We start from the raw sequence: 25,256 nt of genomic DNA on the forward strand, positions 1-25,256 counted from the left end.
CATTTATTTTTTATCTAAATTTACATTATCCCAATCAGAATATGTTGTAGTATTTTCTAATTTGAAAGCTCCTTTATTTCCATTATATTCTATACTCCAAACTATACTTTTTAAATAAAATGTCTTCTTATCAAATACAGCTTTAAACTTTACATCAACTTCATCCTCATAAACATTTCCTAGATCCAATCCATATTGTGATTTCAATATATTAAAAACCTTAAAATTTTTATTTTCACTTTTTAATTTTAAATGATATTCATCATTTTCTTCTTCTAATATTAAATCTTTTTCTTTAAGAGTATAAATTCCATCCATTAACTCATAATAATCAGGAGTTACTCTGTATTTAGAATTTTCTTTCTTTGTTTCTTTATTTTTTCCGTTTTCTTTGAAAGTTGTTATTAATGTATTTTTTGCATCTCCAACAAATACAATATCACAATCTACTTCTCCTTTTTCTCTAGCTCCTTTATATTTTACGCTTCCTTTTCCTTTTTTGATTTTCTTTGTATTAGCATTATTTAATAATTCTGCATGAATAAGTTGAGACTTAATTTTCCCATCAATTTCATTTTTAGTTTCAGTATCCAATATAAAAGACTGAATTTTATCGCTTGCCTCTTTTGATTTTTCAAAGAAGTCCTTGACTTGCATATTGTTAGAACAACCTGTAAAAATAAATAAGGTTAACACTAATGTTATAATAAACAATTTTTTATTTTTAAACATTTCCTATCACCTCGATTTTATATTTTTCTTAATTATATCATATTTATAAAATTTTAAAAAGTTTATTAAATAAATTCCTAAATTTATATCTAATCGTACATTTTTATTTCTTTGCTGGCAAACCACAATAATCAATATATAATGATATAGATAAAATCACTTTAATTATATATTGAAATAAGAACAGAAAATGAAGGAATTGTAACTATATAAAAAGTTGGAGGAAATTAATAACATCTTACTTCTTAGTGTTTATAGAAATTATCGGTTTAATAAAAAAGTATTTAATTATAAAAAAATAATTAAAGTAAAAGAAGTTCCTTATTATAAGGAAAATGAAATTTTAGAAAAAACAAGAGATGATATAATAGAAAAATATGGAAATTTTTACTTAATTATTTCAATAATATATTTTTTATAGCATTATTGTTCAGAAATTCAAGATATATTTATATTGTTACATCTCTTTCAATGATTCCTATTTTCTACTACAAATGGTGGTTACTAAAATTTGTAAAATACAAGACAAAAGATAGATTTAGCGATTTAAAAAGTTGGAGAAAACTCCAACTTTTTAAATTTTATAAATTATTTTGTTCCGAATAACCTATCTCCTGCATCTCCAAGTCCAGGAATAATATAGCTATGTTCATTTAGTTTTTCATCTAATGCAGCTACGAAAATATCCACATCAGGATGATTTTTTTGAACAGCCTTAACTCCTTCAGGAGCCGCAATTATACAAACTAATTTAATATTTTTACAACCCTTTTGTTTTAAAAGTTTAATTGCATCAGATGCTGAACCACCAGTAGCAAGCATTGGATCAAGAACTAAAAAGTCTCTTTCTTCGGCATCTACAGGTAATTTACAATAATATTCAACAGGTTGTAAAGTTTCAGGATCACGATATAATCCAATATGTCCAACTTTTACAGCAGGAAGAATATTTAACATTCCTTCAACCATTCCAAGTCCCGCCCTTAAAATGGGTACTACTCCTAACTTCTTCCCGGATAGTCTCTTAACCTTTGTTTTTTGTAATGGTGTTTCAATTTCTACTTCATCAGTTTTTAAATCTCTTGTAACTTCATAAGCCATAAGCATTGAAATTTCATTTACCAAAGCTCTAAAATCTTTCCCTCCGGTTCTTTTATCCCTTAAATATCCCAACTTGTGAGAAATAACCGGATGATCGAATACTGTTAATTTTGACATATTATTACCTCCTACAATTATGCAAAAATTTTTTATTCTATTAAATTAATTTTTACTATTATACAAAAATTTTTTTAATTAGTAAAGTCTATTTGTTATATTGATAAAATATTTCTAATATTTTTCACAAAAAATTTTCATCAAAAATATTGAAATGTTTTTACTTTTATGTTATACTATTCCAGTAATTAAATTTGCCGGCGTGTCGGAACTGGCAGACGAGACAGACTCAAAATCTGTTATCCGCAAGGGTGTGTGGGTTCGAGTCCCACTGCCGGCACCATTTCTATTATTTAAAAAAATTATTGAAATTAATTTAGTTCATTAAAAGTAGAGTGTTTCGACTCTACTTTTTATATTAATATAGTTTTTTATGAAAAAAGGCATGAATTAACATACCTTCCTTTAATTTATTTTCCATTATTCATTTTTTCTCTACATTCTTTTTCGATTAAGTCTAATTTATCAATACTTTCTTGCTCAGTTTTTCCTATTGTATAAATATATAATTTAATCTTAGGTTCTGTTCCTGATGGTCTTAAAGCATACCAAGATTCATCATTCAAATAATATTTTAGGCAATTTTGTTTTGGAAAATCTAAATATCCATCCTTAAAATCAATTATTTCTTTTAAAGAAATATCTCTCATTTCTTTAATAGGATTTTTTCTAAAGTCTTCCATCATTCTTCCGATTCTTTGTTGCCCTTCAATTCCTTCAAGTTCAAGAGAAATTTGTCTTTCATTGTAATATCCGAATTCTTGATAAATATCATTTAATACATCTAATAGACTCTTTCCTTGTTTTTTATAGTATGCAGTCATTTCTACAACCATCATTGAAGCCCCGACAGCATCTTTATCTCTTATAAATGTACCATAACAAAAGCCAATACTTTCTTCATATCCAAAAACATAATTTTTTTCTTTAGTTACATCATATTCATTTGTCTTACCACATATATTTTTAAAACCTGTTAAAGTTTCAACTGTTTCTATTCCATATTTTTTTGCTATCACTCTAGATAAATCTCCAGTTACAATAGATTTTACTAAAACAGGATTTTCAGGTAAATTATTAAGTGCATATCTTTGTGAGAAAATATAATATGATAATAGAGCTCCTATTCTGTTACCATTTAAAAATACATATTCTCCATTTTTATCTCTAACTTCAAGGGCAACTCTATCACAATCCGGATCAGTTGCAATTAAAATATCAGCTCCAACTTCTTTACCTAATTTTTCAGAATATAGAAAAGCCTTAGGAACTTCCGGATTTGGATATCCAACAGTTGTAAATTCTGGATCCGGCATTTCTTGTTCTTTTACGACAAAAATATTATTAAATCCTCTCCTTTTTAAAACTCCTCTAACTGGTAAATTTCCAACACCATTTAAAGGAGTGTAAACAACCTTAATATCTTTATCTATATTTTCGTCATTTATAGTTAAATTTAAAACTTCTTTTTGGTAATCCTCATCTACTGAATCATCAATATATTTTGCAATTCCGCTCTTTAGAGCATCCTCAAAAGGAATTTGTTTAACATCTTCAAACTTTTCAATTTTATCCATGTAGGCTGAAATTTGATTTGCTATATCATCAAGTATTTGAGATCCCTCTTTCCAATATGCTTTATATCCATTATAAGCTTGAGGATTATGACTTGCAGTAACCATTACCCCTGCTATACAATTTAATTTTCTAATTGCATAAGAACACATTGGAGTAGGTCTAATTCCCTTATAAATATATGATTTAATTCCATTTCCTGCCATTATTGAACAAGTAAGTTCTGCAAATTCTTTTGAGCCATATCTTACATCGTAACTTAAAGCAACTCCTCTATCAATAGCTTCTTGACCATGATCAATAATAGTATTCGCAAGAGCTTGAGCAGCCTTTGAAACCATATACTTATTCATTCTATTTGTTCCTGCTCCAAGTTTCCCACGAAGGCCTGCTGTTCCAAATTCCAAAACTTTATAAAATCTATCTTTAATTTCTTCTTCATTATCTTTTATTGAAAGTAAATCATTTTTTGTTTCTTCATCAAAAAATTTATTATTTAACCATTCTTCATAAACTTTTTTATAATCTATCATAAAATCCTCCTAATTATATATTCTATTATATTTTACATCAAAAGATATTTTATTTCAACAGTTTCAATTTAAAGCTATTTTAAATGATAAATTTATGGTATAATTAACTAGGTTGATTAAAAATAATATGAGGTGATTAAATGAAATTTATTTCTTGGAATGTGAATGGACTTAGAGCTTGTATTAAAAAAGGATTTTTAGATTATTTTAATGATATTAATGCAGATTTTTTCTGTTTACAAGAAATTAAGATGAGTGAAGGTCAACTTGACCTTGAACTGGAAGGATATGAAGCTTATTACAATTATGCACAAAGAAAGGGATATAGTGGAACTGCTATTTTTACAAAATACAAACCTTTAAGTGTAAAATATGGAATGGGAATTGAAGAACATGACAATGAAGGAAGACTTATAACTTTAGAATATGATGATTTCTTTTTAGTAACTTGTTATACACCAAACTCAAAACAAGAACTTTTAAGACTTGACTATAGAATGGTTTGGGAAGATGCTTTTAGAAATTATTTACTTGAATTAAATAAAACTAAATCCGTAATAGTTTGTGGAGATTTAAATGTCGCTCATAAAGAAATTGACTTAAAAAATCCAAAAACTAATAGAAAAAATGCAGGATTTACGGATCAAGAAAGAGATAAGATGTCTATTCTTTTAGAAAGCTTTACAGATACTTTTAGATACTTCTATCCAGATAAGGAAAATGAATACAGTTGGTGGAGTTATTTTGGAAAATCAAGAGAAAGAAATACAGGCTGGAGAATTGACTATTTCTTAACTTCAAAAGATATGGATAATAGACTTGTAGATGCACAAATTCATCAAAGCATTTTAGGTAGTGATCACTGCCCTGTTTATTTGGAAATAAAATAACTTACTTTTAAAAGATGTATTAAAAAATAATATATCTTTTTTTGTCCTTACTTCTTCATGTTTAAATTTAAAAAGACTATTACATCAATTGCAATAGTCTTTTTGTCTAATCAACAATTTTTAATTTTATATTATTCTTGTCCTCAATTTCAACATATTTATTTTCTTTTACATAATCTATTAAAACTTCGGCAATATCCCTTGTATCTTCTTTAAGAGTTTTAAGTTCCGGGAAAAACGAAAAGTTTCCTCCACCAGTAGCCCTATAATTATTTAATACAAGTTTATATTTTTTATCTAAAATTAACTCTTCTCCATCTACTTTTACATCTGTTATAAAATTATTTCCACTTTTTGAAATATTCATTGTATATTCTATTCCGTCAAGCATATCATAATTGTACATTTCTCTTTTCGGATATAAAAATTTCGGATTAATATTAATTTTATTATCTTTAACAATCCAATAAGTTGAAAGCTGTGTTAAGTAGTCTAAAATATTTTGTCCACTCATTTCTTTTAAAACTAATGTATTTGGAAATGGATAATTTAGAATTATATCTCTATATCTTAATTTTTCACCAAAACCGGGCATAACTTCAAAAAGACAACAAGAAGAAATATCAGCTCCCATTGTTTCCTTTTGAATTTTATTTATAAAACTTGTAATTGAATGTTTTTCCAATTGAGCAGTCTTTGTGTCAGAAATATACATTTCTTTATTACAACTACCAATTTCAATATCCAACCATTTTTCAGTTTCATTTAAAACTTCTTTAAATTTTTCTTCCATTTCAACATCAATTTCATATCCTGAAATGTCTTTAAGATTAACTGAAATATTTTCATCAAATAAAACTTCCATACAAGTATAACAGCCATCTGCACATTGTATTACAAGTGTATCTTTTATCTTCCCTGTTAAAGTCCTATGTTGATGACCTGTAACTAAAACATCTATTCCGGAAATTTTATCACAAATCTCATAGCCAACATTTTCTCCTGTCAAGTTTTCAGTAGGATTTCCACTTTCCAAATCCCTTTCAAAACCGCCATGATAAAAAACTACCACATAGTCAACCTTATCTCTAACAGCTTCAACTGAGTTTTTAACAGTTTCAAAAACGCTTAAGATTTCCAAATTTTCTAAATTTTTAGGATTTTCCCAATGGTCAATATAATCAGTTACAACTCCAATTAATGCAATTTTTTTATTATCTATGCAAATAATATCTGTATTTCCAAGTTTTTCATCTTTATACTTTACATTACCAGTAATACATTTTGCATCATTTTCTTTAACATAATTATATAAAAACTCACTACCATAGTTAAAATCGTGATTTCCAATATTTATATAATCACAATGTAAATGATTAAGAGCTTTGGCAACTATATTTTCTTTTAAATTAGCATTAGCATAGGTTACCAAAGGTGTTCCTTGGTTTATATCTCCATTATCAACATAAATTATTTTTCCTTTTTTTCTTTCTTCTTTTAAAAAGGTAGAAAATCTTGAAAGACCTTTACTTGCTATTGCAGAGTTTACAAAATTATATGCCAATAAATTACCATGAACATCAGTGGTAGATAAAATTTTAAAAGCCATTAATATCCCCTCGCCAATTTTCTTCTTACATTATTTGAAAAGACCTCTATAATTAAAACTAAAATAATTATTCCAACTAAAATTGATCCAACTTCATTCCAACGATAATTATTCATTGCAAAAATAAGTGGTGCCCCAATTCCACCTGCTCCTACAAGCCCAAGAACAGACGCATCTCTTAAATTCATATCAAATCTATAAATAACAATAGAAATTAACTTTGAATAAATTTGAGGTAAAATTCCATATCTTATTTGTTCTATTTTTGTACAACCAATCGCTGAAAGAGATTCAATAATTCCAAAATCTAAATCTTCTATAACATCTATATATAATTTAGTAACCATGCCTATTGAAACAACTGACATTGTAAATACCCCTGCCAATGCTCCCGGACCTGTAACACCTATAAACATAAGTCCATAAATAAAAGCAGGAACAGTTCTAACACACATTGTAAAAAATCTTCCAATTACAGCCACATATTTTGAAACAATTTTCTTTGCAGAAATAAATGCAAAAGGAATAGAAATAATCGCTCCAATTATTGTACCCAGAAATGCAATACACATTGTTTCAAAAAGTAAATAAATTACACCTTTATTGTCAAGTCTAAAAAGAAATTCTAAATCGGGATGTAATATACCACTTATAATATTTTTAGCAATTGTCATTGAGTCTTTAACATCATCACCCTTTTTAATTGACATCGCAGACCAAATTAAAAGTCCTAAAACTATTACAATAACAGCTATAATATAAGTATATGATTTTGGCTCTTTTTTTAATTTTTCTTCTACTTTTGAATTCATCATTTCCATTACTCCAACCTTCCTCTAAAATGTTCACTTATAATTTCTATTACAAAAACAGTTAAAAGTAATAAAAATACTATGGTACCAACTTTTGAATATTCTCTCCAGCCGAGTTTTTCATTCAAAATCATACCAATACCACCTGCACCAACATAGCCTAAAATTGCAGCATATCTAACATTACCTTCAAAGTTGAATAATGCAGTTGAAATATATGAAGGTAAAACAACTGGTAATATAGCATATCTAAAAGCATAGAATTTAGTAAATCCCATAGATTCCATACATTCAAAAGCTCCCATATCAACAGTTTCTATTGATTCATACAATAATTTTCCAACATAAGATAATGAAAAAATAAAAATTGCTACAGTTCCAGCAAAAGTCCCAAGACCCCATATATAAGTAGCTATTAAAGCACAAACAAGAGATGGTAAAGTTCTTAAAATACTTAAAAATAATTTAAAAAATCCATTTACAAATTTATTTTTAGTAATATTGCTAGATGCTAAAATAGCAATAGGCAATGAAACTAATGCACCTAAAAACGAACCCATCAAAGACATTTTTATAGTGTCAAAAAGTGGAGTTAAAACCTCTTTAGAATAACTAAAGTCAGGTGGAATCATTCCTTTTAAAATATTAAAAAAGTTTCCAAAATTATTAAAAACTTCAAAATTAAAACCAGTAACCTTTATTGAAATATACATCAATAAAATTACAATAATCGTAATTAAAGGAGTTTTTGAACGTGGTCTAAAAACTACTTTTCCATTGTCTAACTCTATTTTTTCTTTTGGAATTATAGTATCAAATATATTTTTCATATTATTCTCCAGTTGCAAATAAATCTTTTTGGTAAATTTTATCTAAAATTTCTTTTGTAATATCACTTGCCGCTCCATCATAAACAATTCTACCTTTGTTTATTCCTACGACTCTATCGCAATATTTCAAAGCTAAATCTACATCGTGAATATTTATTAAAATAGTAATTTTATTTTCTTTATTTATTTTTCTAAAATCATCCATAACTTGATTTGAAGTTACGGGATCAAGAGCTGCAACAGGTTCATCAGCTAAAATAATTTGTGGACTTTGTCCTAAGGCTCTTGCTAAAGCTACTCTTTGTTGCTGACCACCTGAAAGTTGGTCAACTCTTACATAAGCTTTTTCCAACATATCTACTTTATCCAGTGCTTCTAAAGACTTAATCTTACATTCCTTAGGAAATATTCCAAAGAATTTTCTAAAACCAGTTAAATCTGGAACAAATGCAGTTAAAACATTTTTTATAACTGTGGTTCTAGTAACTAAATTAAAAGATTGAAAAATCATACCAATTTTTCTTCTAAACTTTCTAATATCAGATCCGCTTAATTTTTTTACATCAACATCATTTACAATTAATTCTCCGACAGTAATCTCATGCATCTTATTGACACATCTTATTAGTGTTGATTTTCCTGAACCGGAAAGTCCTATAATAGCTACAAATTCTCCCTGATCAATTTTTAAATCTACATCAATTAATCCCTTCGTTCCATTAGGATAAACTTTACTAACTTTTTTAAATTCTATCATTTTTTTCTCCATATATTTTGTTAAAAAAGGAGAGATTTCTCTCTCCCTAATTCTCACACAATTTAATTAATTCATAATTATTTTAATTTTTTTACAATTTCTTGAGCTTTTGCCTCATTATCATAGTCACTATCTTTTGCTGGTTGATAACCTTCATGACTATAAACAGCTATAACTTTCTTACCCTCTTCTGTTTTAGCAATTTCAATCAAAGCTTTTTCTAAAGCTTTCTTAAATTCAGGTGTTATATTTTTGGACTTCTTAGAAACACTTACAGTATCATTATATATAGGAGTTGTTACACCAATAAGATTTGTTTCATCCCAAATTGATGATTTTCTTCCATAATTTTCAGTCCATTTCTTTTCTTGATCAAGTCTAGCATCAGCATATGTACAAAGCACATCTACTTGACCTGAAGCAAGTCTAGCAAAAGCAGAACCGTAAGAATCACTTAAAATTGCATTATTTCCTAAATCTTTAATAGTTTTTCCAAAATTTTCATTTAACCAAAGAGTTGGATAGATATATCCTGCAGGTGAAGTTGGATTCATAACACTCCATTTTAAATCTTTTACATCATCCCAAGTTAATTTTTCTCCAGCATTTACTTTTTTAGCAATTGCTTGTCCTTTTTCAGATGGACCAGCAATAATTAATGCTCTATAAGATGTAGCTTGATCTTCTGTTTTCTTAGTAGGTTTTTGATTATTCCAAACTTTAGCAGAATCGTCATTCAAAGAAAGACCTTTTCTAGTAGCAGTCAAAAGAACTTCTGCTCCATCTCTATATAAAACATAAGTCCCCGCTGGAATAAACCCAACATCTAAAGTTCCAGCATTAAGTCCTTCACCAACAGCTTCAAAACTTGTTCCAACTGTTATATCAACATTTTTAACATCATAGCCTTCTTTTGCTAATTGTTCCTTTAGTAACTTCTTTAAAGGTTCAGTTGCAGTAACTATTTCTGATGGTTCCCTTGAAGGTACAAAACCAATTGAAAGCTTTTCAATAATAGTTTTTCCGTCAGCAGATTTTTTAGATTCTTTTTTAGAACCACACCCCACAAGAAGTCCGGCACTTAAAACAAGTGCTAAAGATGAAATTAAAATTCTTTTAAATATTTTCATAATTCCCCCTATGTTAGTAAAAAATAAATTGTATGATTTACACTTATATTATATCATTTTAAATAATGGTTTACAATTAAAACTACGACTTTTCTTCAATTTTTTTATAACGAAATTTACAATAATATTTTTATTAAAATAAACAATTTAAAAGCGAGTAAATTCAACTCGCTTAAATTAAAAAACTCCACACAGACATACAACCCAAACAAAATTACAATTAGCTTTTTTAAATTCCTTATAACACTCATCAATTGTAGCTCCGCTTGTATGAATATCATCTATAAGTAAAATATTCTTTCCTGTTAAATCACAATCAACTAAAAAAGAATTTTTTAAATTTACACTTCTTTCTTCAAGAGATAGAAAATGTTGTGATTTAGTATTTTTTATCTTATATAGCTTGTCAAACAACGCTATATTAGAATATTTTGAAATTTCTTCTGCAAGAAGTTTTGAATGATTATACCCTCTTTGTCTAATTTTCTTTTTACTTGAAGGAACATAGGCAATATAATCCATCTTTTTAAGCAAAGATTTATCCAAGTTTTCATACATCAACTTTCCAAAAGGTTTTTTCAAATATACTCCATTTTCAAACTTAAATTCCTTAATTTTTGTCTTTAAGATTCCAGAATAATAGAACAAAATATCTTTTTTAAAATATTCTTCTCCATAATCATTAAAAATTTCCTTATCATATTTTCTGATTTTGGATAAACAGTCCTCACACAAATAAAAGTCTTTTACAATATTATCTTTACAGAAAAAACAATAATCCTCATTAAAAAAGAAACTTTTTAAAAATTTTTTTATCATTATAGTAATTCCTCTACAAGTCCGTAAAAATGTTTTATCCTATTTTCCAAATTAGAATATCTGCTATTTATAGTGTTGTTTCTAATCATATTGTTCATAACATTCTTATCTCCAACTAGTACAATATTTTCCTTAGCTCTTGTAATTGCAGTATATAATAAATTTCTGGTTTGAAGTAGTCTATATCCGTCAAACATAGGAATAATTACAGATTTAAATTCAGAACCTTGAGACTTATGTATAGTTATTGCATAAGCTAATTCTAAATTATCTAAATCTTCTAAGGTATAATCTATAAGCCTCTTATCATCCATTTCAACTGTCAACTTCTTACTTGATTTATCAATGAAAATAATATGCCCCATATCTCCATTATACACACCAAAATTTTCTTCTCCATCAGAATCAAAAAATGAAAGATTATAATTATTTTTAGTTTGCATAACTTTATCATTTACACGAAAGAGTTTATTACCTACTAAAATCTCATCAGTCGTTTCAGTTTTTGGATTTAAAATATCCTGTAACAATCTATTTAATTCAAAAACTCCACACATTCCCTTTCTACTTTGAGTAAGAATTTGAATGTCTTTAGAAAAATCATAACCATAAGCATTTGGAAGTCTTTTACTAATCAAATCAACTACAACATTTCTAGTACTTGCTGGGGTTTCTGTTTTCAAAAAGAAAAAATCACTATTTTTTTCATTTAAAATCGGTTCTTGACCATTATTAATTTTATGAGCATTAACAATTATATTACTACTTTCAGATTGCCTAAAAATATCAACAAGCTTAGTATATTTTATTTTTTCTGAATTAATTAAATCCCTTAAGACATTTCCTGCACCGACACTTGGGAGTTGGTCAACATCTCCAACAATAATTAATCTGGTATTATCCTTTATTCCTCTTAAAAGTTTTTCAAAAAGAACTACATCAACCATACTCATCTCATCAATAATAATTACATCAGTATCTAAAGAATTACCTTCATTATACTCGAAATGTCCAATATCATCATAACTACTTGGAATATAACCTAACATTCGGTGAATAGTTTTAGCCTCTATTCCTGTAGTTTCTTCAATCCTTTTTGCAGCTCTACCCGTTGGAGCACAAAGAAAAATATTATACCCATTGTCTAAATATATCTTAGATATTGTATTTATTATTGTGGTTTTTCCTGTACCCGGTCCACCAGTTATAATAGAAATATTTTCTTCAAAACAAGATTTTATTGCGTCTATTTGAATTTTTGATAATTGTATTGATAGACTTTTAATAGATTTCTTTATTTCCTTATCAATGTCAAATAAAATTTTGAAATCCTCATTTAAAGCCATTTTTGCAAGTTTACTAGCAATATAACTTTCGGAAACATATAAATAATCCAAATAAATATTTGATTCCTCGAAAGAATTGTCTATAACTATATCTGAAGATAAAAGTAAATTCATATATACAGGTCCTATAAGTTCTGTTTCAACTCCTATTAGTTTAGAAACTTCATCAGTAAGTTTTTCTTTTGGATAGTAAACATGTCCAAAATTTATAGCTTTTTGATTTAATACATAAAGGATGGCTGATTCAATTCTATAAGGACTATTTTTGTCCAAATTATTTTTTAAAGCTATTTCATCAGCTTTTAAAAACCCAATCCCTTTTATATTTTTTATCAGCTTATACGGATTTTCATTAATAACTTCTAAAGTATTTTCACGAAAAACATTATAAATTTTTTTAGATAAACTTAGACTTATTCCAAGTCCGCTAAGATGAAATAAAATATTTTTGCTAAATCTTAATTCTTCAACAGATTTTTTTATTTTTTCAATGCTTTTCTTTCCAATTCCTCTAACTTCAATCAATCTATCAGTTTCATCAAAAACTATATTTAAACTTTCTTTACCAAACTGTTCAACTATATAACTTGCATTCTTAGTCCCAATAGTAGAAATAATTCCACTTGCCAAATATCTTTGAATTTCAGCAATTGAACTAGGTAATTTTTTTTGATAGGAAGTTGCGTTCAGCTGTTCACCATACTTATTATCATATGTAAACTCTCCTTCAACTTCCAAACTTTCTCCGACATTAACAGAATCAAAAATACCTACAATTTTGATTTCACCATCACTTGTATTTAAGTCAAAAACAGAATATCCATTTTCTTCATTTACATATCTGACCTTTATAACTTCTCCTGTTAATTTCATAACTTCTCCTGTATATAAATTTAGGAAACTATAACTAGTTTCCTAAAAAATTAATCTTCTACTCTTTCAATATTTGCTCCTAATGATTTCATTTTACCTACAAAATCATTATATCCTCTATCTATATGATAAATATTTCCAATTGTTGTTGTACCTTCTGCAACAAGACCAGCTAAAACAAGAGCTGCTCCCGCTCTTAAATCTGTCGCTTTAACATCTGCTCCAACAAGTTTTCTAACACCGGCAATTCTAGCTTCTTTTCCACTTGTTGCGATAATAGCCCCCATTTTATTAAGCTCATCAACATGCATAAATCTATTTTCAAAAACAGTTTCTGTAACTTTTGCTTGATCTTCACATACACATAAATAAGCCATAAATTGTGCTTGAACATCTGTTGGGAAACCTGGATAAGGTAAAGTTTTAATATCTGTTCCCTTAATCTTGTCGCTTCCCTTTACAAAAATTGAATCTTCATCTTCATTTACTACAACATAGGCGCCTGTTTCTTTCAATTTTGCAATAACAGGTTTGATATGGTTTGAAATACAATTTTGAACTACAACCTTTCCTCCTGTAATCGCAGCAGCTATCATAAATGTAGCAGCTTCAATCCTATCAGGAATAATTGTATGAACTGTTCCTCCTAATTTTTCTACACCAACTATTGTTATGGTAGAAGTACCAGCACCTGATACTTTTGCTCCCATTTTATTTAGAAAATTTCCTAAATCTACAATTTCAGGTTCTTTTGCTGCATTTTCAATTACAGTTTCGCCTTTAGCTAAAGTTGCAGCCATCATTATATTTTGAGTTGCACCTACAGAAGGAAAATCTAAATAAATAGTATCACCATAAAGTTTTTCACATCTTGCAGAAATCTTATCAGGTTCTTCTTCAATTAAAGCACCTAAATTTTTAAATCCTTTTAAATGCAAATCAATAGGTCGAGAACCTATTGCACAGCCTCCTGGTAAAAATGCGTCTGCTCTACCAAATCTTGCAAGCAATGGACCCATAACCAAAAATGAGGCTCTCATCTTTTCCATTAAACTTCTATCTGTTACAAAAGAATTAATATTGCTAGAATCAATAGAAACTCTATTTTCAGATAGAAACTCTATTTTAGCACCCAAACTCTCTAAAACTTTCAAAATTATTTTTACATCTACTAAATTTGGAACATCTTCAAGCACTATCGGCTCTGTTCCTAAAAGTGAAGCAGCTATAATAGGAAGTGCTGCATTCTTTGCTCCATCTATCTTTACAGTGCCTTCTAAAGGAGCACTCTTTCTTACTAATATCTTAGGCAAACAAATCCCTCCAAAATATTTTTTATTTAAAACAACAAGATTCCCGAACATCCTCACCATGAAAAATATCATTGAATAGCGGGATTCTTTAACTTTCAAAATTACATTTTAACTATTATAATAATTTTTCTAAGACAAAGACAAATTTAATATTGTCAAAAAGTATAAACTTATCTTTATTATACCACATTTACTATATATTATTAAACTATTTATTATTTTTCTTAGATTTATATCTCAATTGTGAATCCAATATCTTTTTTCTCATTCTTAAACTTTTTGGAGTTACTTCAATATATTCATCACTTTCAATAAATTCCAACATTTCTTCCAAACTCATAATCTTAGGTGGACTAAGTTTTAAAGCATCATCAGATGCTGATGATCTAATATTAGTTTGTTGTTTCTTTTTACAAACATTCACTTCAATATCAAGTCCCTTAGCATTAGAACCCACAACCATTCCTTCATAAACTTCTGCTTGAGGAGAAATAAATAATATTCCTCTCTCTTGTGCTGAATTTAATCCATAAGCTGTTGCAACACCTGTTTCAAAACAAATTAATGAGCCTACATTTCTCTTTGGAATTTCACCTTTGAAAGGTTCATAAGCTTTAAACTCTGTATTTAAAGTTCCACTTCCTCTAGTATCAGTTAAAAACTCTGAACGATATCCGATAAGTCCTCTTGCAGGAATATTAAAAATAAGTCTTGTATATCCTGCTTGTGAAGGATTCATATTAATTAAGTCAGCTTTTCTTTGTCCTAACTTTTCTATAACAGAACCAACAAATTCTTGATCTACATCTATTGTTACAGTTTCTATAGGCTCTAATAATTTTCCATTTTCATCTTTTTTGTATAGAACTTCTGGTTTTGAAACTTGGAATTCATAACCTTCTCTTCTCATGTTTTCAATTAAAACTGAAAGATGAAGTTCTCCTCTTCCTGAAACTCTAAAACTATCGGTTGAAGCTGTATCCTCAACTCTTAAACTTACATCTGTTTCTAGTTCTTTATAAAGTCTTGCACGAATTTGTCTACTTGTAACAAATTTTCCTTCTTTTCCAGCAAAAGGAGAATTATTTACTATAAAATTCATAGCAAGAGTAGGTTCAGAAATCTTTACAAATGGAAGAGGTGTTACATCTTCTAAAGAGCAAAGAGTATCTCCAATACTAATTCCTTCAACTCCTGTTACCGCAATAATATTTCCTACAGATGAACTTTCAACTTCTTTTCTGGATAAATTTTCAAACTCATATATTTTAGTAATCTTTATTTTCTTATTTACACTACTGTCATTATAATTTACAATTACAGCATCATCTCCAAGTTTTACACTACCACTTTCAATTTTACCAATACCTATTCTTCCTACATATTCACTATAATCAGTAGTAGAAATAAGTAATTTAAAAGGTGCATTTTCATCTCCTTTTGGAGCAGGAATGTAGTCAACAATAACATCCAAAAGAGTTTTCATATCTTTAGTTTTTTTGTTGAAGTCCATTGTTGCATAACCTGATCTTGCAGATGCGAAAACAAAAGGACTTTCTAAATAATCTTCTGACGCATCAAGTTGGATAAATAAATCTAAAACTTCATCAACAACCTCTTCACATCTAGCTTCAGGTCTATCAATTTTATTAATACAAATAATAGTTGGCAATTTAAGTTCAAAAGCCTTTCTTAAAACAAATTTAGTTTGAGGCATAGGGCCTTCAAAAGCGTCAACCACAAGAATAACCCCATTTGCCATTTTTAAAACACGTTCAACCTCTCCGCCAAAATCAGCATGTCCCGGTGTATCAATTACATTAATTTTTATTCCATTATAATCAATGGCAGTATTTTTTGAAAGAATTGTAATTCCTCTTTCTCTTTCTATATCATTTGAGTCCATTACTCTTTCTTTTACATCTTGATTTTCTCTAAAAACACCGCTACTTTTTAATAAGCAATCTACCAAAGTAGTTTTCCCATGGTCGACATGAGCTATAATTGCTACATTTCTTATATTTTCAATATTTCTCATATACTTTCCTTCCTATATTTTATATACAATGCATAACGATTAATTATAGCATATATACGTCAAAAAGTAAAATTTTTGATTGATTTTATACTATGTTTTCAACGATTTCAATAATTCTTTTGTAAAAAAACAAAAAATAGCATATAAAATTTTATAATTTTACACGCTATTCTTAACTAATTTCTATCAAAATATCTTATTGTATAACTCATAGTTCCTAAGTTTTTTCAATTATATTTATCTCTAAAACCAGATTATTTAAATAGTTATTGTAAAGAAAAATATATATGGCGCCGTAAATATTGCTATTGCTAATGCTAATTTTTTCTTCTTTTCGTCATCTATATAAAGTTTTGAAAATGTATATCTTTTATTTAATTTGTAATTTATAACCCTTGACAAAAGAATTGCAAAACATAATATCAATACCTCAAATATCTTCTCCGGTATCTTTACAACAAGAGAATACAAAAAAGACTCATACCAATTAAAAAAAACTAGAGTTGATTTGATAAAAATTGTTAAAATTGCTGCAATCAAAATTAGTAATATAATAGCAATTATATCGCATAAAAACCCAAAACAAGTTACTCTTACTATTATTTTTTTTAAAGGAATATCTACTTTCAAACATAACATAAAAATATCCAAAACAATTGAATAGAAAACAAATAATATTGGTATAATAAATGGCCACAATATAGGCAGTACCCATAAGACCCATAACGGAATAGGAAAGTCAATGTTAACATCCCCCCAAAATTGCGTTGGAAAGAAAACACTATAAAAAATATTCATTTTTTACCTCCTTTTTATGAAGTGAGAGAATTTAATTCTCCAACTTCAATTTTTTTATTTTTTAAAATTTTCATTTTTTACCTTTTCAGATTAATAATATAATAATTATCATATCGAAAAGAAAAATAAATATGGTGCTGTAAATATTGCTATGGCTAATGCCAACTTTTTCTTATTTTCTTCCTCTATATCAAGTTTTGAAAAAGTATATCTCTTATTTAACTTGTAATTTATAACTCTTGACAGTACCATTGGAATAAATATTGTTAAAAAAACAAATATATTTCCTAATTGATTTTTTTCTAAATCATTTAAATATATTTTTTCAAACCAGTAATAAAAATTTGATGTCGGATTAATGGTTTTTGCTCCTACAAATGCGATTAAAAGTATTATTACAAAAATAATTAAATCACATAAAAACCCAAAAAAGTCACTTTTATTATTGTTTCTCTAAGTTTTTTTAGATGCTTATCTATTTTTAAATATAACATAATAAGGTACAATACTATTGAATAAAATACAGTTAATATAGGTATAACAAAGGGCCAAAATATTGGTAATACCCAAAAAGCCCAAAATGGTAAAGTAAATTCAAGATCTATTATACCACCTTTTAAAAATAGAATTGAAAAAAACTATATATAGATAATATATTCATTTTTACCTCCTTTTTAAGAAGTGAGAGAAGTAAATTCTCCCACTTCTATTTTTTAATATTTTCATTTTTTGATGCAGAAATCTTTTCATCCACTTCTCCATCTTTGTTTTTATCTATTTGTAAAACTGTATCTTTATATTTATTTATTCCGGTTCTAATTACCATATCCTTTGTAACAGATATTTCAAAAGTTCTTTCATCCAATAATTTATCATTCCTATCAAAATATCTTATTGTATGATTCATAGTTCCTAAGTTTTTTCGATTATATTTATCTCTAAAATCAAATTATTTAAATATTAATTGAAAAGAAAAATATATATGGTGCTGTAAATATTGCTATGGCTAATGCTAATTTTTTCTTCTTTTCTTCCTCTATATCAAGTTTTGAAAAAGTATATCTTTTATTCAATTTATAATTTAGAATCCTTGACAATAAAATTGAAATACATAGTATTAATATTGCAAATATATTTTCAAGTGGTTTTCTAGTAAGAGCATCAATAAAAGAATTATACCAATCATTACAATCTGATGTTAAATTAATAATTTTCTCTCCGACGAATACAATTAAAATCATTAATACAATAGAAATTAAATCACATAAAAAATTAAAACCTGTTACTTTTATTATTGATTTTATGTATATTGTAAAATCATTATCTATTTTCAAACGTAACATAGATATATACATTACTATTGAACAAAGTACAGCAATTATAGGAATAATAAAAAGCCAAATTATAGGTATTCCCCAAAGTGTCCATAACGCTATATCAGTACCTTTTAAATTTGTAAAACCAATTGGTCCCCCGATTGCAATTGAATAAAAGCTAAAAAATATATTCATTTTTATCTCCTTTTTATGAAGTGAGAGAATTTACTTCTCTCACTTCATTTTTTCTATTTTTTAATATTTTCATTTTTTGATGCTGAAATTTTTTCATCAACTTTTCCATCTTTGTTTTTATCTATTTGCAGAACTGTATCTTTATCTTTATTTATTCCAGTTTTGATTACCATATCCTTTGTAACAGATATTTCAAAAGTTCTTTCATCCAATAATTTATCATTTCTATCAAAATATCTTATTGTGTAACTCATAGTTCCTGTGTCTTTCCCGATTAATTTTATATTTATATCCGAATTTTCATCTAAACATAACATCTTTGTATCTTTTTTCCCACCTAAAAGATCTAATCTTCCATATTTTGATTTTAATTTTAAATTATTTTCATCTGAAGATAACACTTCATTACCCTTTGTTGTTGTTATATCTACCGGACCAGATACTCTTATTACAGCATAGTATTGTTCAGCAAGACTTTCTTCTGACAAATCAACAGCGGTACGGTTGTTTTGTAAACTACATATCATTGACCCTCCATCTAAATGTCCTGATAATACATCCAATATCCAATTTATACAATCTGCTTTCTCTACCACATCTCCATGATTTGCATTTGCAAGTTTCAGTCTTGAATAATATTGAAGTTCAGACAATCGTTCTGAGATACTTGCTGAGTAATATGGTACCGTTCCATCTCCCAATGTACTATAATTTAGGTCAGTTTCGTAATATCTTTCCTGCAATCCCCTCACATACTCATAAATCGAATATTTTTGAAACTTTACAGATATAATAGTCTTTTGATTTATCCCTACAAGAAAATATGATTTATCATGGTTAAGTAATTTATTATATCCATTTTCTAAAATACTATTTTGGAAATTTACAGCAGATAAATATCTCTCTTTTCCAAATATTCTATTACAATGCTCTGTTACATATTCTTCATAACTTAAATCATCTTCCTCTTTTCTTGAGTTTTGTTTCATTGGAAATTTACTTACATAATTTTTAGTAGGTAAAAGCTCAGTAACTCCATCAAAGGATGCTCTTCTAGATCTTGTAAGACCTTCAAATATTAAAAGTCCTAAATCAAATAAATCATTCAAACTAAATGAATCTTGTGCTTTCCCTAAAAAATTTCCATTCATTACTGCATCAATTAGTGATGGAGCTCCTTCATAAGGTGTTCCACAGGTAATTATTTTATCTACTTTTTCACTTCCATATTTTGAATAATATGATGAAGCAACGAGACCTCCCATAGAATGTGCTACTATATCAACTTTTACTTTTCCAGTTTCCTGTAAAATCTTTTGAATTTCTTCATTAAGTTTTTCAGCGCTTATTGAATTACTTTTCCTCCAATCATAGCTAAATACATAAACCTCTCTATTTGGAAATCTTTTACAAATACTATCAACTAATGTTTTGTATGTATCTTTTGTTCCATATTCTCGTCCAATACCTTTAGCTCCTTCTTCATATTTTTGTTGATTTTCGCATGGGCGTACATATAGAACCTTACAAAGTTCATGAGTTATGTCTCCACCAAATGCTTTTAAAAATTTTTCAAAAATATTTGGTTCCCAAACTCTTTTAATACAACTTTCATCTAAATACAACCTACTTCCCATAATTCCAGGAATTATTATTATAGGATCTGTATCTTCTGTACTATAATCAGGCTTCTCATCATTTCCATGCTCAGACTCGTTATCCTCTGAATCTTTTTTATCATCATCAGGATTTACATTACCATTGTTTCCACCACTGTTGTTATCCTTACCGGAATTTTTGTCATTATTGTTTCCATTATTATTTCCTTGATTATTCCCATTATTGTTTTTGTTATCTTTATTGTCTTTGTTACTATGATCATTATCTTTATTATCGTTACTATTACCATTGTTGTCATTATTATCTTTGTCATCAGTCTTATTATCTTCGTTACCTTTGTTATTATCTTCGTTATTATCCTTGTTATTATTGTCGTTACTGTCTTCCTTATACTCTCCTTTTCCTGCTATATCTTTTAAAAATCGCTCTCCAAAAGCTAAATCTTTTTCTTCTAAATTTTGGAAAAATCCGACAGTATATATTGATATTCCCTTTTCTTTCAGTTTCTTTGCAACATTATATGCCTCATTTGCAATTTTATAATTTTCGTTATCACCCTCTGAATAAAGACCCTCCTCTGTTTCTTTTTCTCCCCCTGTTGGTATTCCATTAGAACAAATAACTATATTTTTAACAACTCGTCCTTTTTCTTCCTCTACTTTATCAAATAATTCTTTAGATTTATTTAATCCATAATCTATAAATGATCTTCCAAAAGCTGAGGTGTTTTGCTCCATAGCTCCTTCCAACTTTTCTAAATCATTTGTAAATTCACATATTACTTTACTAGTATTTAGAGTAGTTATACTATCTAATGCTATGAGTGAAACTTTACTTTTACTGTTTGCCTTTATAATGGATTTATAAAACTTTTTCACAGCCTTTCTTTCTTTTTTCATAGCTGCTCTGTCCATATCTCCTGACATATCAACTATTATGACTGTATAGCTTGGTTCTTTACTTTCTACTATTCGTTCAATATTATTATCGCTATTATTTTTCTTATATTCTCCTTTTCCAGCTATATCTTTCATAAGGCGTTTTCCAAAGGCTAACTCTTTTTCTTTTAAGTTTTGGAAAAATCCAGCAGTATATATTGATATTCCATTTTCTCTTAGTCTCTTTGCAATATTATATACTTCATTTGCATATTTATAGTTTTCGTTATCAACATCTGAATATATTCCTTTTTCTCTTCCCATTTCACCACATGTCGGAATTCCATTAGAACAGATGACTATATTTTTAACAACTCGTCCTTTTTCTTCTTCTACTTTATCAAATAATTCTTCTGATTTATTTAGTCCATAATCTAGAAATGATCTTCCAAAAGTTGAGGTGTTTTGCTCCATAGCTTCTTCCAACTTTTCCAAATCATTTGTAAATTCACATATTACTTTACTAGTATTTAGAGTAGTTATACTATCTAACGCTATGAGTGCAACTTGATTTTTACTATTTGCCTTTATAATGGATTTATAAAAATTTTTTACAGACTTTCGTTGTTCTTCTCCCGCTTTTTCATCCATATTTGCTGACATATCAACTACTATGACTGTATAACTTGGTTCTTTACTTTCTATTATACGTTCAATATCATTTTCTTTGTTTTCTGTAACTGATTTGCTAAATTTCTTTATAATTTCACCAGTTTTTTTACTAGTTTTTTCACTAGCGTTTTTTTCCAATTTGATACTAGAATCCTTCGCATATAAATACTGTGGTACAATTGGAAGTACCAAACATAATGCTAGAAAAAATCCTAATATTTTTCTCATTCTTTTCATATTTTCCCCCGTAATTTTGAAATTTTTTTTAGTTTCTTATAAAATTATTTTAATAAAATATATACTTTATTATAATTATGCTTAAATATTTTTTAATCTCCATTTTTATAATCCTAAATATCCATTTGATTTTCTACAAAAAGACCTCCTTTCTAATTTTTGTACTTTTATTTTATAATAAAGCATATGGGAATTATTATATCATATGAAATTCAAGATTTCAATAATAAATCAAAACTTTTTAGTGATTTTTATGCTAAGTTTTAATATGATATATAATTGAATAATATAAAACTATATCTGATATAATATAATTAAAAAAATAACAAAAATAATATATTTGTATATGTTATTGTCAAAAATTTAAAAAAGACAATTCATTTTGAACTGTCATTGTTAAATATAAATCTTAAATTTTAATTCTAGTAAAATATTGGTCTTCATTTTCATTAAATATATAAGCTCCACAGTTTAGCTGAGTTTTTAAAGAGTAAGCATTATCTTTATTTACACTCATATAAATTTCCTCTTCTTCAATTTCATCTTTTATAAGCTCGATTAATAGTTTAAGGCCTCTTGTTGCATAGCCTTTATTTCTATATTTTTTTATAATTCCATAGCCGATATGTCCTGCTCCCTCTCTTAAAGAGTCATTAAGTTTTTTTCGTACTTTAAAAAGACCCACTATTTCATCATCGTCCCATAAAAAATAATAATTTTGAGGAACTCTATTAGGTTTTAAGTCAATTCCCTTAGATTGTTTTTCACAGGTTGGAATTACCTCATTTACAAATTCTTCAAATGAAACATTATAAAATCTATTCACAAACCCATTCTCATCTTCAGGAATTGAAGTCATTGCAATATATTCTTTCTTTGCATCTTCAATATTCATCTCTTTTAAAAATAGCATATAATCTCCTTAAATTTCTATAAGTTTTTTAGCATAATCATCTTTTAGATTTAACTCAGCTATTTTATTTTTTATTTCTTCATATTCAAAATAAATTCCGATTAAACCATCAAGTTTATTCTCGTTACAAATATTTATTTTCTCTATTTTCCCATCATAAATTTCAATATTATAATCTTTTTTTTCATCTAAAATAAAAGTACATTTTGGAGATTGTCCATATATCCAATCTTTTGTAGCATATTTTTCAGATTTTATTTTATCTATTTTAAAAATATCCTCTTTTGTTAATTCGTAAATTTCAAAATTCTCTTGAGTTTTTAAAATTTCATTTTTTAATTTTTCTAAAAAATCTGAAATTTGATAATCTAGTTTTGAAATCTCTTTTAAATTTGCAACACTGCTCTTAACAGATTTTGCAGATTTTGAAATAACTTTTTTATTATTTACATTCAATGCATTTCTTAAGTTATCTAAATTACTATCAAATAAAATACAACCATGATGTAAAACTCTTTTCTTTCTCATAAATTGAGAATGTCCACAAATTTTCTTTTCCAGAACTCTAAAATCATTTCTTGGAGAAATATGAGCATCAATATTCAAATTCAAAAGAGCATTATACATAGGTTTTAAAAATTCCTTAAAATCTAGTGCAGTATCTCCCATTGTATTAGTTATGTAAGTATAATTTAGATTCCCAAAATCGTGAACAACTGTCCCACCACCTGAAAGTCTTCTAGCAATCTTGATATTATTTTCAAAACAGTATTTCATATTTAATTCTTCAATTAAATTTTGATGTTTTCCTATAACTACTGACGGTTCATTTATCCAAAGCATAAAAACTTCATCTTCTTTAAATTTTTCAAAGATGTATTCCTCCATAGCTAAATTAAAATACACATCTGTAGTTTTATTTTTAATAAAAATCATAATTTCTCCTCAATTCCAAAAGCATTAAAACTATTTTATCATATTCATTAAAAAAAGGATAGAATTTCTATACTTTTTTTAAATAAATTTTATTATCGCATATTGTAAAATTAAGTTAGCCAGTAGTAGTATAAAAAATCATCTCAAAGAGGTATAATAGTAATTGACTAGAAAACTAAGAAAGGAACCTAAATGAGATGTATAGTAATTGTAACACAAAACATAAGCATTTAACAATAGAGTTAAGAAAATTAATAGAAAAATGAAAGAAAGAAAAAGCAATATAGAAATTGCAAGGCTTTTAGGAAAAAGTCCTCAAACAATAAATAATTAAATTAAAAGAAGTTTAGCCATTCAGAGAACTTCTTATGGTAAATTAAAAAAGATATACAAAGCAGATTTTGCTCAATTAATTTACGATAAAAATAAAAAAGATGTGGGAGAAAATTAAAGATATATTTTGAAATTAGAGATAAAATTTTACATTTTTTAAAACAGAAACATTCACCTGAAATAATTTCAAAAACAAAAATAGATAATAAAGTATCAACATCAACAATATATTATTGGATAAATAAAAGCGTTTTTGGATTGAAAAGAAGTATTTTAAATTATCCTAGAAAGAATAAAATAAATAATAATTCTAAAGAAAAAATAGAAAGAATATTAGGAAAATCTGTAGGAGAAAGACTGGATTATATAAATGAAAGAGAGAAAATAGGTCATTTTGAAATAAACACAGTGATTTTAACAAAGGAAAAAGGTAATTGTTTGTTGACGATGACTGAAAGAAAAAGTAGATTTGAAATAATAAGATTAATACCTGATAAAACTATAAAATCAGTAAATAATGCATTAAAAGAAATACTTAAAGAATATTAAATAAAAAGCGTTACAGCTGATAATGGCTCAGAATTTGGAAGACTTTTTGAAGTATTTGAATATGAAAAAATCTATTACACTCACCCTTATTCAAGTTATGAAAGAGGAACTAATGAAAATCATAATAGATTAAATCATAATAGATTAATAAGAAGATTTTTACCTAAAGGAACAAAAAATACTACTCACCAAAGAGTAGCATTTATTGAAAATTGGATTAATGATTATCCTAAAAAAAAATATTCAATTACAAAACACCTAGAGAGTTATTTTTATGTGGCTAATTTATTCTTGCAATTTACCTTGAAAATAAAATAACAAACCTCATTAATAT

At 27.1% G+C, this 25,256-nt stretch carries 19 protein-coding genes, 1 tRNA gene and 1 pseudogene; 3 read left to right on the forward strand and 18 right to left on the reverse strand.

Annotation, left to right across the window (positions count from 1 at the left end):
• Nucleotides 1-3: 3 nt before the first annotated feature.
• Together VJI95_RS01495 and upp are read right to left on the reverse strand one after the other, a co-directional pair.
• Nucleotides 4-732 carry a hypothetical protein gene (locus tag VJI95_RS01495; protein ID WP_324009986.1) on the reverse strand — a complete coding sequence of 243 codons (729 nt, stop codon included), beginning with the start codon at nt 730-732 and terminating at the stop codon, nt 4-6.
• Between the two features lie 588 nt (nt 733-1,320).
• Nucleotides 1,321-1,950, reverse strand: coding sequence for a uracil phosphoribosyltransferase (upp, locus tag VJI95_RS01500; RefSeq protein WP_324009988.1), 630 nt, complete (start codon nt 1,948-1,950; stop codon nt 1,321-1,323).
• Nucleotides 1,951-2,146: 196 nt separating this feature from the next.
• Between upp and VJI95_RS01505 the strand changes: the two genes are divergently transcribed.
• Nucleotides 2,147-2,233 (forward strand) — tRNA-Leu (locus tag VJI95_RS01505).
• A 127-nt stretch (nt 2,234-2,360) separates the two neighbouring features.
• Here the strand turns inward: VJI95_RS01505 and VJI95_RS01510 are convergent.
• Complete coding sequence (locus VJI95_RS01510) at nt 2,361-4,055, reverse strand: phospho-sugar mutase (RefSeq protein ID WP_324010190.1); 1,695 nt, start codon at nt 4,053-4,055, stop codon at nt 2,361-2,363.
• A 143-nt stretch (nt 4,056-4,198) separates the two neighbouring features.
• Here VJI95_RS01510 and VJI95_RS01515 point away from each other — a divergent pair, with 143 nt between their 5' ends.
• The gene (locus tag VJI95_RS01515; protein ID WP_324000341.1) at nt 4,199-4,948 is read left to right on the forward strand and encodes an exodeoxyribonuclease III; all 750 of its coding nucleotides are present in this window, start codon (nt 4,199-4,201) and stop codon (nt 4,946-4,948) included.
• Between the two features lie 106 nt (nt 4,949-5,054).
• Here the strand turns inward: VJI95_RS01515 and VJI95_RS01520 are convergent, their stop codons facing one another.
• From VJI95_RS01520 to VJI95_RS01590, 15 genes are all read right to left on the reverse strand, one after another.
• The gene (locus VJI95_RS01520; protein WP_324009990.1) at nt 5,055-6,557 is read right to left on the reverse strand and encodes a bifunctional metallophosphatase/5'-nucleotidase; all 1,503 of its coding nucleotides are present in this window, start codon (nt 6,555-6,557) and stop codon (nt 5,055-5,057) included.
• On the reverse strand, nt 6,557-7,372 hold the full coding sequence (gene phnE, locus VJI95_RS01525) for a phosphonate ABC transporter, permease protein PhnE (protein WP_324000339.1): 816 nt from the start codon (nt 7,370-7,372) through the stop codon (nt 6,557-6,559). Before phnE (VJI95_RS01525) ends, VJI95_RS01520 begins: the two co-directional genes overlap by 1 nt.
• Nucleotides 7,373-7,377: 5 nt before the next feature.
• The gene (phnE, locus tag VJI95_RS01530) at nt 7,378-8,199 is read right to left on the reverse strand and encodes a phosphonate ABC transporter, permease protein PhnE (RefSeq protein ID WP_324009992.1); all 822 of its coding nucleotides are present in this window, start codon (nt 8,197-8,199) and stop codon (nt 7,378-7,380) included.
• A gap of 1 nt (nt 8,200) precedes the next feature.
• Entirely contained in the window at nt 8,201-8,956 is a 756-nt protein-coding gene (gene phnC / locus VJI95_RS01535; RefSeq protein WP_324009994.1) for a phosphonate ABC transporter ATP-binding protein, read from the reverse strand.
• A gap of 77 nt (nt 8,957-9,033) precedes the next feature.
• Complete coding sequence (locus VJI95_RS01540) at nt 9,034-10,086, reverse strand: phosphate/phosphite/phosphonate ABC transporter substrate-binding protein (RefSeq protein WP_324009995.1); 1,053 nt, start codon at nt 10,084-10,086, stop codon at nt 9,034-9,036.
• Nucleotides 10,087-10,263: 177 nt separating this feature from the next.
• On the reverse strand, nt 10,264-10,905 hold the full coding sequence (locus VJI95_RS01545; protein ID WP_324009996.1) for a ComF family protein: 642 nt from the start codon (nt 10,903-10,905) through the stop codon (nt 10,264-10,266).
• Entirely contained in the window at nt 10,905-13,124 is a 2,220-nt protein-coding gene (gene recD2 / locus VJI95_RS01550; RefSeq protein WP_324009997.1) for an SF1B family DNA helicase RecD2, read from the reverse strand. Before recD2 ends, VJI95_RS01545 begins: the two co-directional genes overlap by 1 nt.
• A 50-nt stretch (nt 13,125-13,174) precedes the next feature.
• Entirely contained in the window at nt 13,175-14,437 is a 1,263-nt protein-coding gene (gene murA / locus VJI95_RS01555) for a UDP-N-acetylglucosamine 1-carboxyvinyltransferase (protein WP_324009998.1), read from the reverse strand.
• A 208-nt stretch (nt 14,438-14,645) separates the two neighbouring features.
• A complete protein-coding gene (typA, locus tag VJI95_RS01560; RefSeq protein WP_324009999.1) occupies nt 14,646-16,475 on the reverse strand; it encodes a translational GTPase TypA in 1,830 nt (609 codons plus the stop codon).
• A gap of 258 nt (nt 16,476-16,733) precedes the next feature.
• Nucleotides 16,734-17,273, reverse strand: coding sequence for a hypothetical protein (locus tag VJI95_RS01565; protein WP_324010000.1), 540 nt, complete (start codon nt 17,271-17,273; stop codon nt 16,734-16,736).
• A 706-nt stretch (nt 17,274-17,979) separates the two neighbouring features.
• A complete protein-coding gene (locus tag VJI95_RS01570; protein WP_324010001.1) occupies nt 17,980-18,180 on the reverse strand; it encodes a hypothetical protein in 201 nt (66 codons plus the stop codon).
• A gap of 46 nt (nt 18,181-18,226) precedes the next feature.
• The gene (locus tag VJI95_RS01575) at nt 18,227-18,784 is read right to left on the reverse strand and encodes a hypothetical protein (RefSeq protein WP_324010002.1); all 558 of its coding nucleotides are present in this window, start codon (nt 18,782-18,784) and stop codon (nt 18,227-18,229) included.
• A gap of 53 nt (nt 18,785-18,837) precedes the next feature.
• Nucleotides 18,838-22,191, reverse strand: coding sequence for an alpha/beta fold hydrolase (locus tag VJI95_RS01580; RefSeq protein ID WP_324010003.1), 3,354 nt, complete (start codon nt 22,189-22,191; stop codon nt 18,838-18,840).
• A gap of 409 nt (nt 22,192-22,600) precedes the next feature.
• The gene (locus VJI95_RS01585) at nt 22,601-23,104 is read right to left on the reverse strand and encodes a GNAT family N-acetyltransferase (protein ID WP_324010004.1); all 504 of its coding nucleotides are present in this window, start codon (nt 23,102-23,104) and stop codon (nt 22,601-22,603) included.
• 9 nt (nt 23,105-23,113) lie between these two features.
• Nucleotides 23,114-24,040, reverse strand: a complete 927-nt coding sequence (locus VJI95_RS01590; protein ID WP_324010005.1) for a lipoate--protein ligase family protein — start codon at nt 24,038-24,040, stop codon at nt 23,114-23,116.
• Between the two features lie 197 nt (nt 24,041-24,237).
• Between VJI95_RS01590 and VJI95_RS01595 the strand changes: the two are divergent.
• Nucleotides 24,238-25,206, forward strand: a pseudogene (locus tag VJI95_RS01595) (IS30 family transposase).
• The last annotated feature ends 50 nt before the right edge of the window (nt 25,207-25,256 follow it).

Origin of the sequence: Parvimonas sp. C2, from assembly GCF_035282405.1 — a bacterium.
GTDB lineage: Bacteria > Bacillota > Clostridia > Tissierellales > Peptoniphilaceae > Parvimonas.

What these genes read in the sequence shown, in the direction of transcription:
- VJI95_RS01495 (WP_324009986.1), bottom strand. Translation starts at nt 732, where the DNA reads ATGTTTAAAAATAAAAAATTGTTTATTATAACATTAGTGTTAACCTTA.
- upp (WP_324009988.1), bottom strand. Translation starts at nt 1,950, where the DNA reads ATGTCAAAATTAACAGTATTCGATCATCCGGTTATTTCTCACAAGTTG.
- VJI95_RS01515 (WP_324000341.1), top strand. Translation starts at nt 4,199, where the DNA reads ATGAAATTTATTTCTTGGAATGTGAATGGACTTAGAGCTTGTATTAAA.
- VJI95_RS01520 (WP_324009990.1), bottom strand. Translation starts at nt 6,557, where the DNA reads ATGGCTTTTAAAATTTTATCTACCACTGATGTTCATGGTAATTTATTG.
- phnE (WP_324000339.1), bottom strand. Translation starts at nt 7,372, where the DNA reads ATGATGAATTCAAAAGTAGAAGAAAAATTAAAAAAAGAGCCAAAATCA.
- phnE (WP_324009992.1), bottom strand. Translation starts at nt 8,199, where the DNA reads ATGAAAAATATATTTGATACTATAATTCCAAAAGAAAAAATAGAGTTA.
- phnC (WP_324009994.1), bottom strand. Translation starts at nt 8,956, where the DNA reads ATGATAGAATTTAAAAAAGTTAGTAAAGTTTATCCTAATGGAACGAAG.
- VJI95_RS01540 (WP_324009995.1), bottom strand. Translation starts at nt 10,086, where the DNA reads ATGAAAATATTTAAAAGAATTTTAATTTCATCTTTAGCACTTGTTTTA.
- VJI95_RS01545 (WP_324009996.1), bottom strand. Translation starts at nt 10,905, where the DNA reads ATGATAAAAAAATTTTTAAAAAGTTTCTTTTTTAATGAGGATTATTGT.
- recD2 (WP_324009997.1), bottom strand. Translation starts at nt 13,124, where the DNA reads ATGAAATTAACAGGAGAAGTTATAAAGGTCAGATATGTAAATGAAGAA.
- typA (WP_324009999.1), bottom strand. Translation starts at nt 16,475, where the DNA reads ATGAGAAATATTGAAAATATAAGAAATGTAGCAATTATAGCTCATGTC.
- VJI95_RS01565 (WP_324010000.1), bottom strand. Translation starts at nt 17,273, where the DNA reads ATGAATATTTTTTATAGTGTTTTCTTTCCAACGCAATTTTGGGGGGAT.
- VJI95_RS01570 (WP_324010001.1), bottom strand. Translation starts at nt 18,180, where the DNA reads ATGAATCATACAATAAGATATTTTGATAGGAATGATAAATTATTGGAT.
- VJI95_RS01575 (WP_324010002.1), bottom strand. Translation starts at nt 18,784, where the DNA reads ATGAATATATTTTTTAGCTTTTATTCAATTGCAATCGGGGGACCAATT.
- VJI95_RS01580 (WP_324010003.1), bottom strand. Translation starts at nt 22,191, where the DNA reads ATGAAAAGAATGAGAAAAATATTAGGATTTTTTCTAGCATTATGTTTG.
- VJI95_RS01585 (WP_324010004.1), bottom strand. Translation starts at nt 23,104, where the DNA reads ATGCTATTTTTAAAAGAGATGAATATTGAAGATGCAAAGAAAGAATAT.
- VJI95_RS01590 (WP_324010005.1), bottom strand. Translation starts at nt 24,040, where the DNA reads ATGATTTTTATTAAAAATAAAACTACAGATGTGTATTTTAATTTAGCT.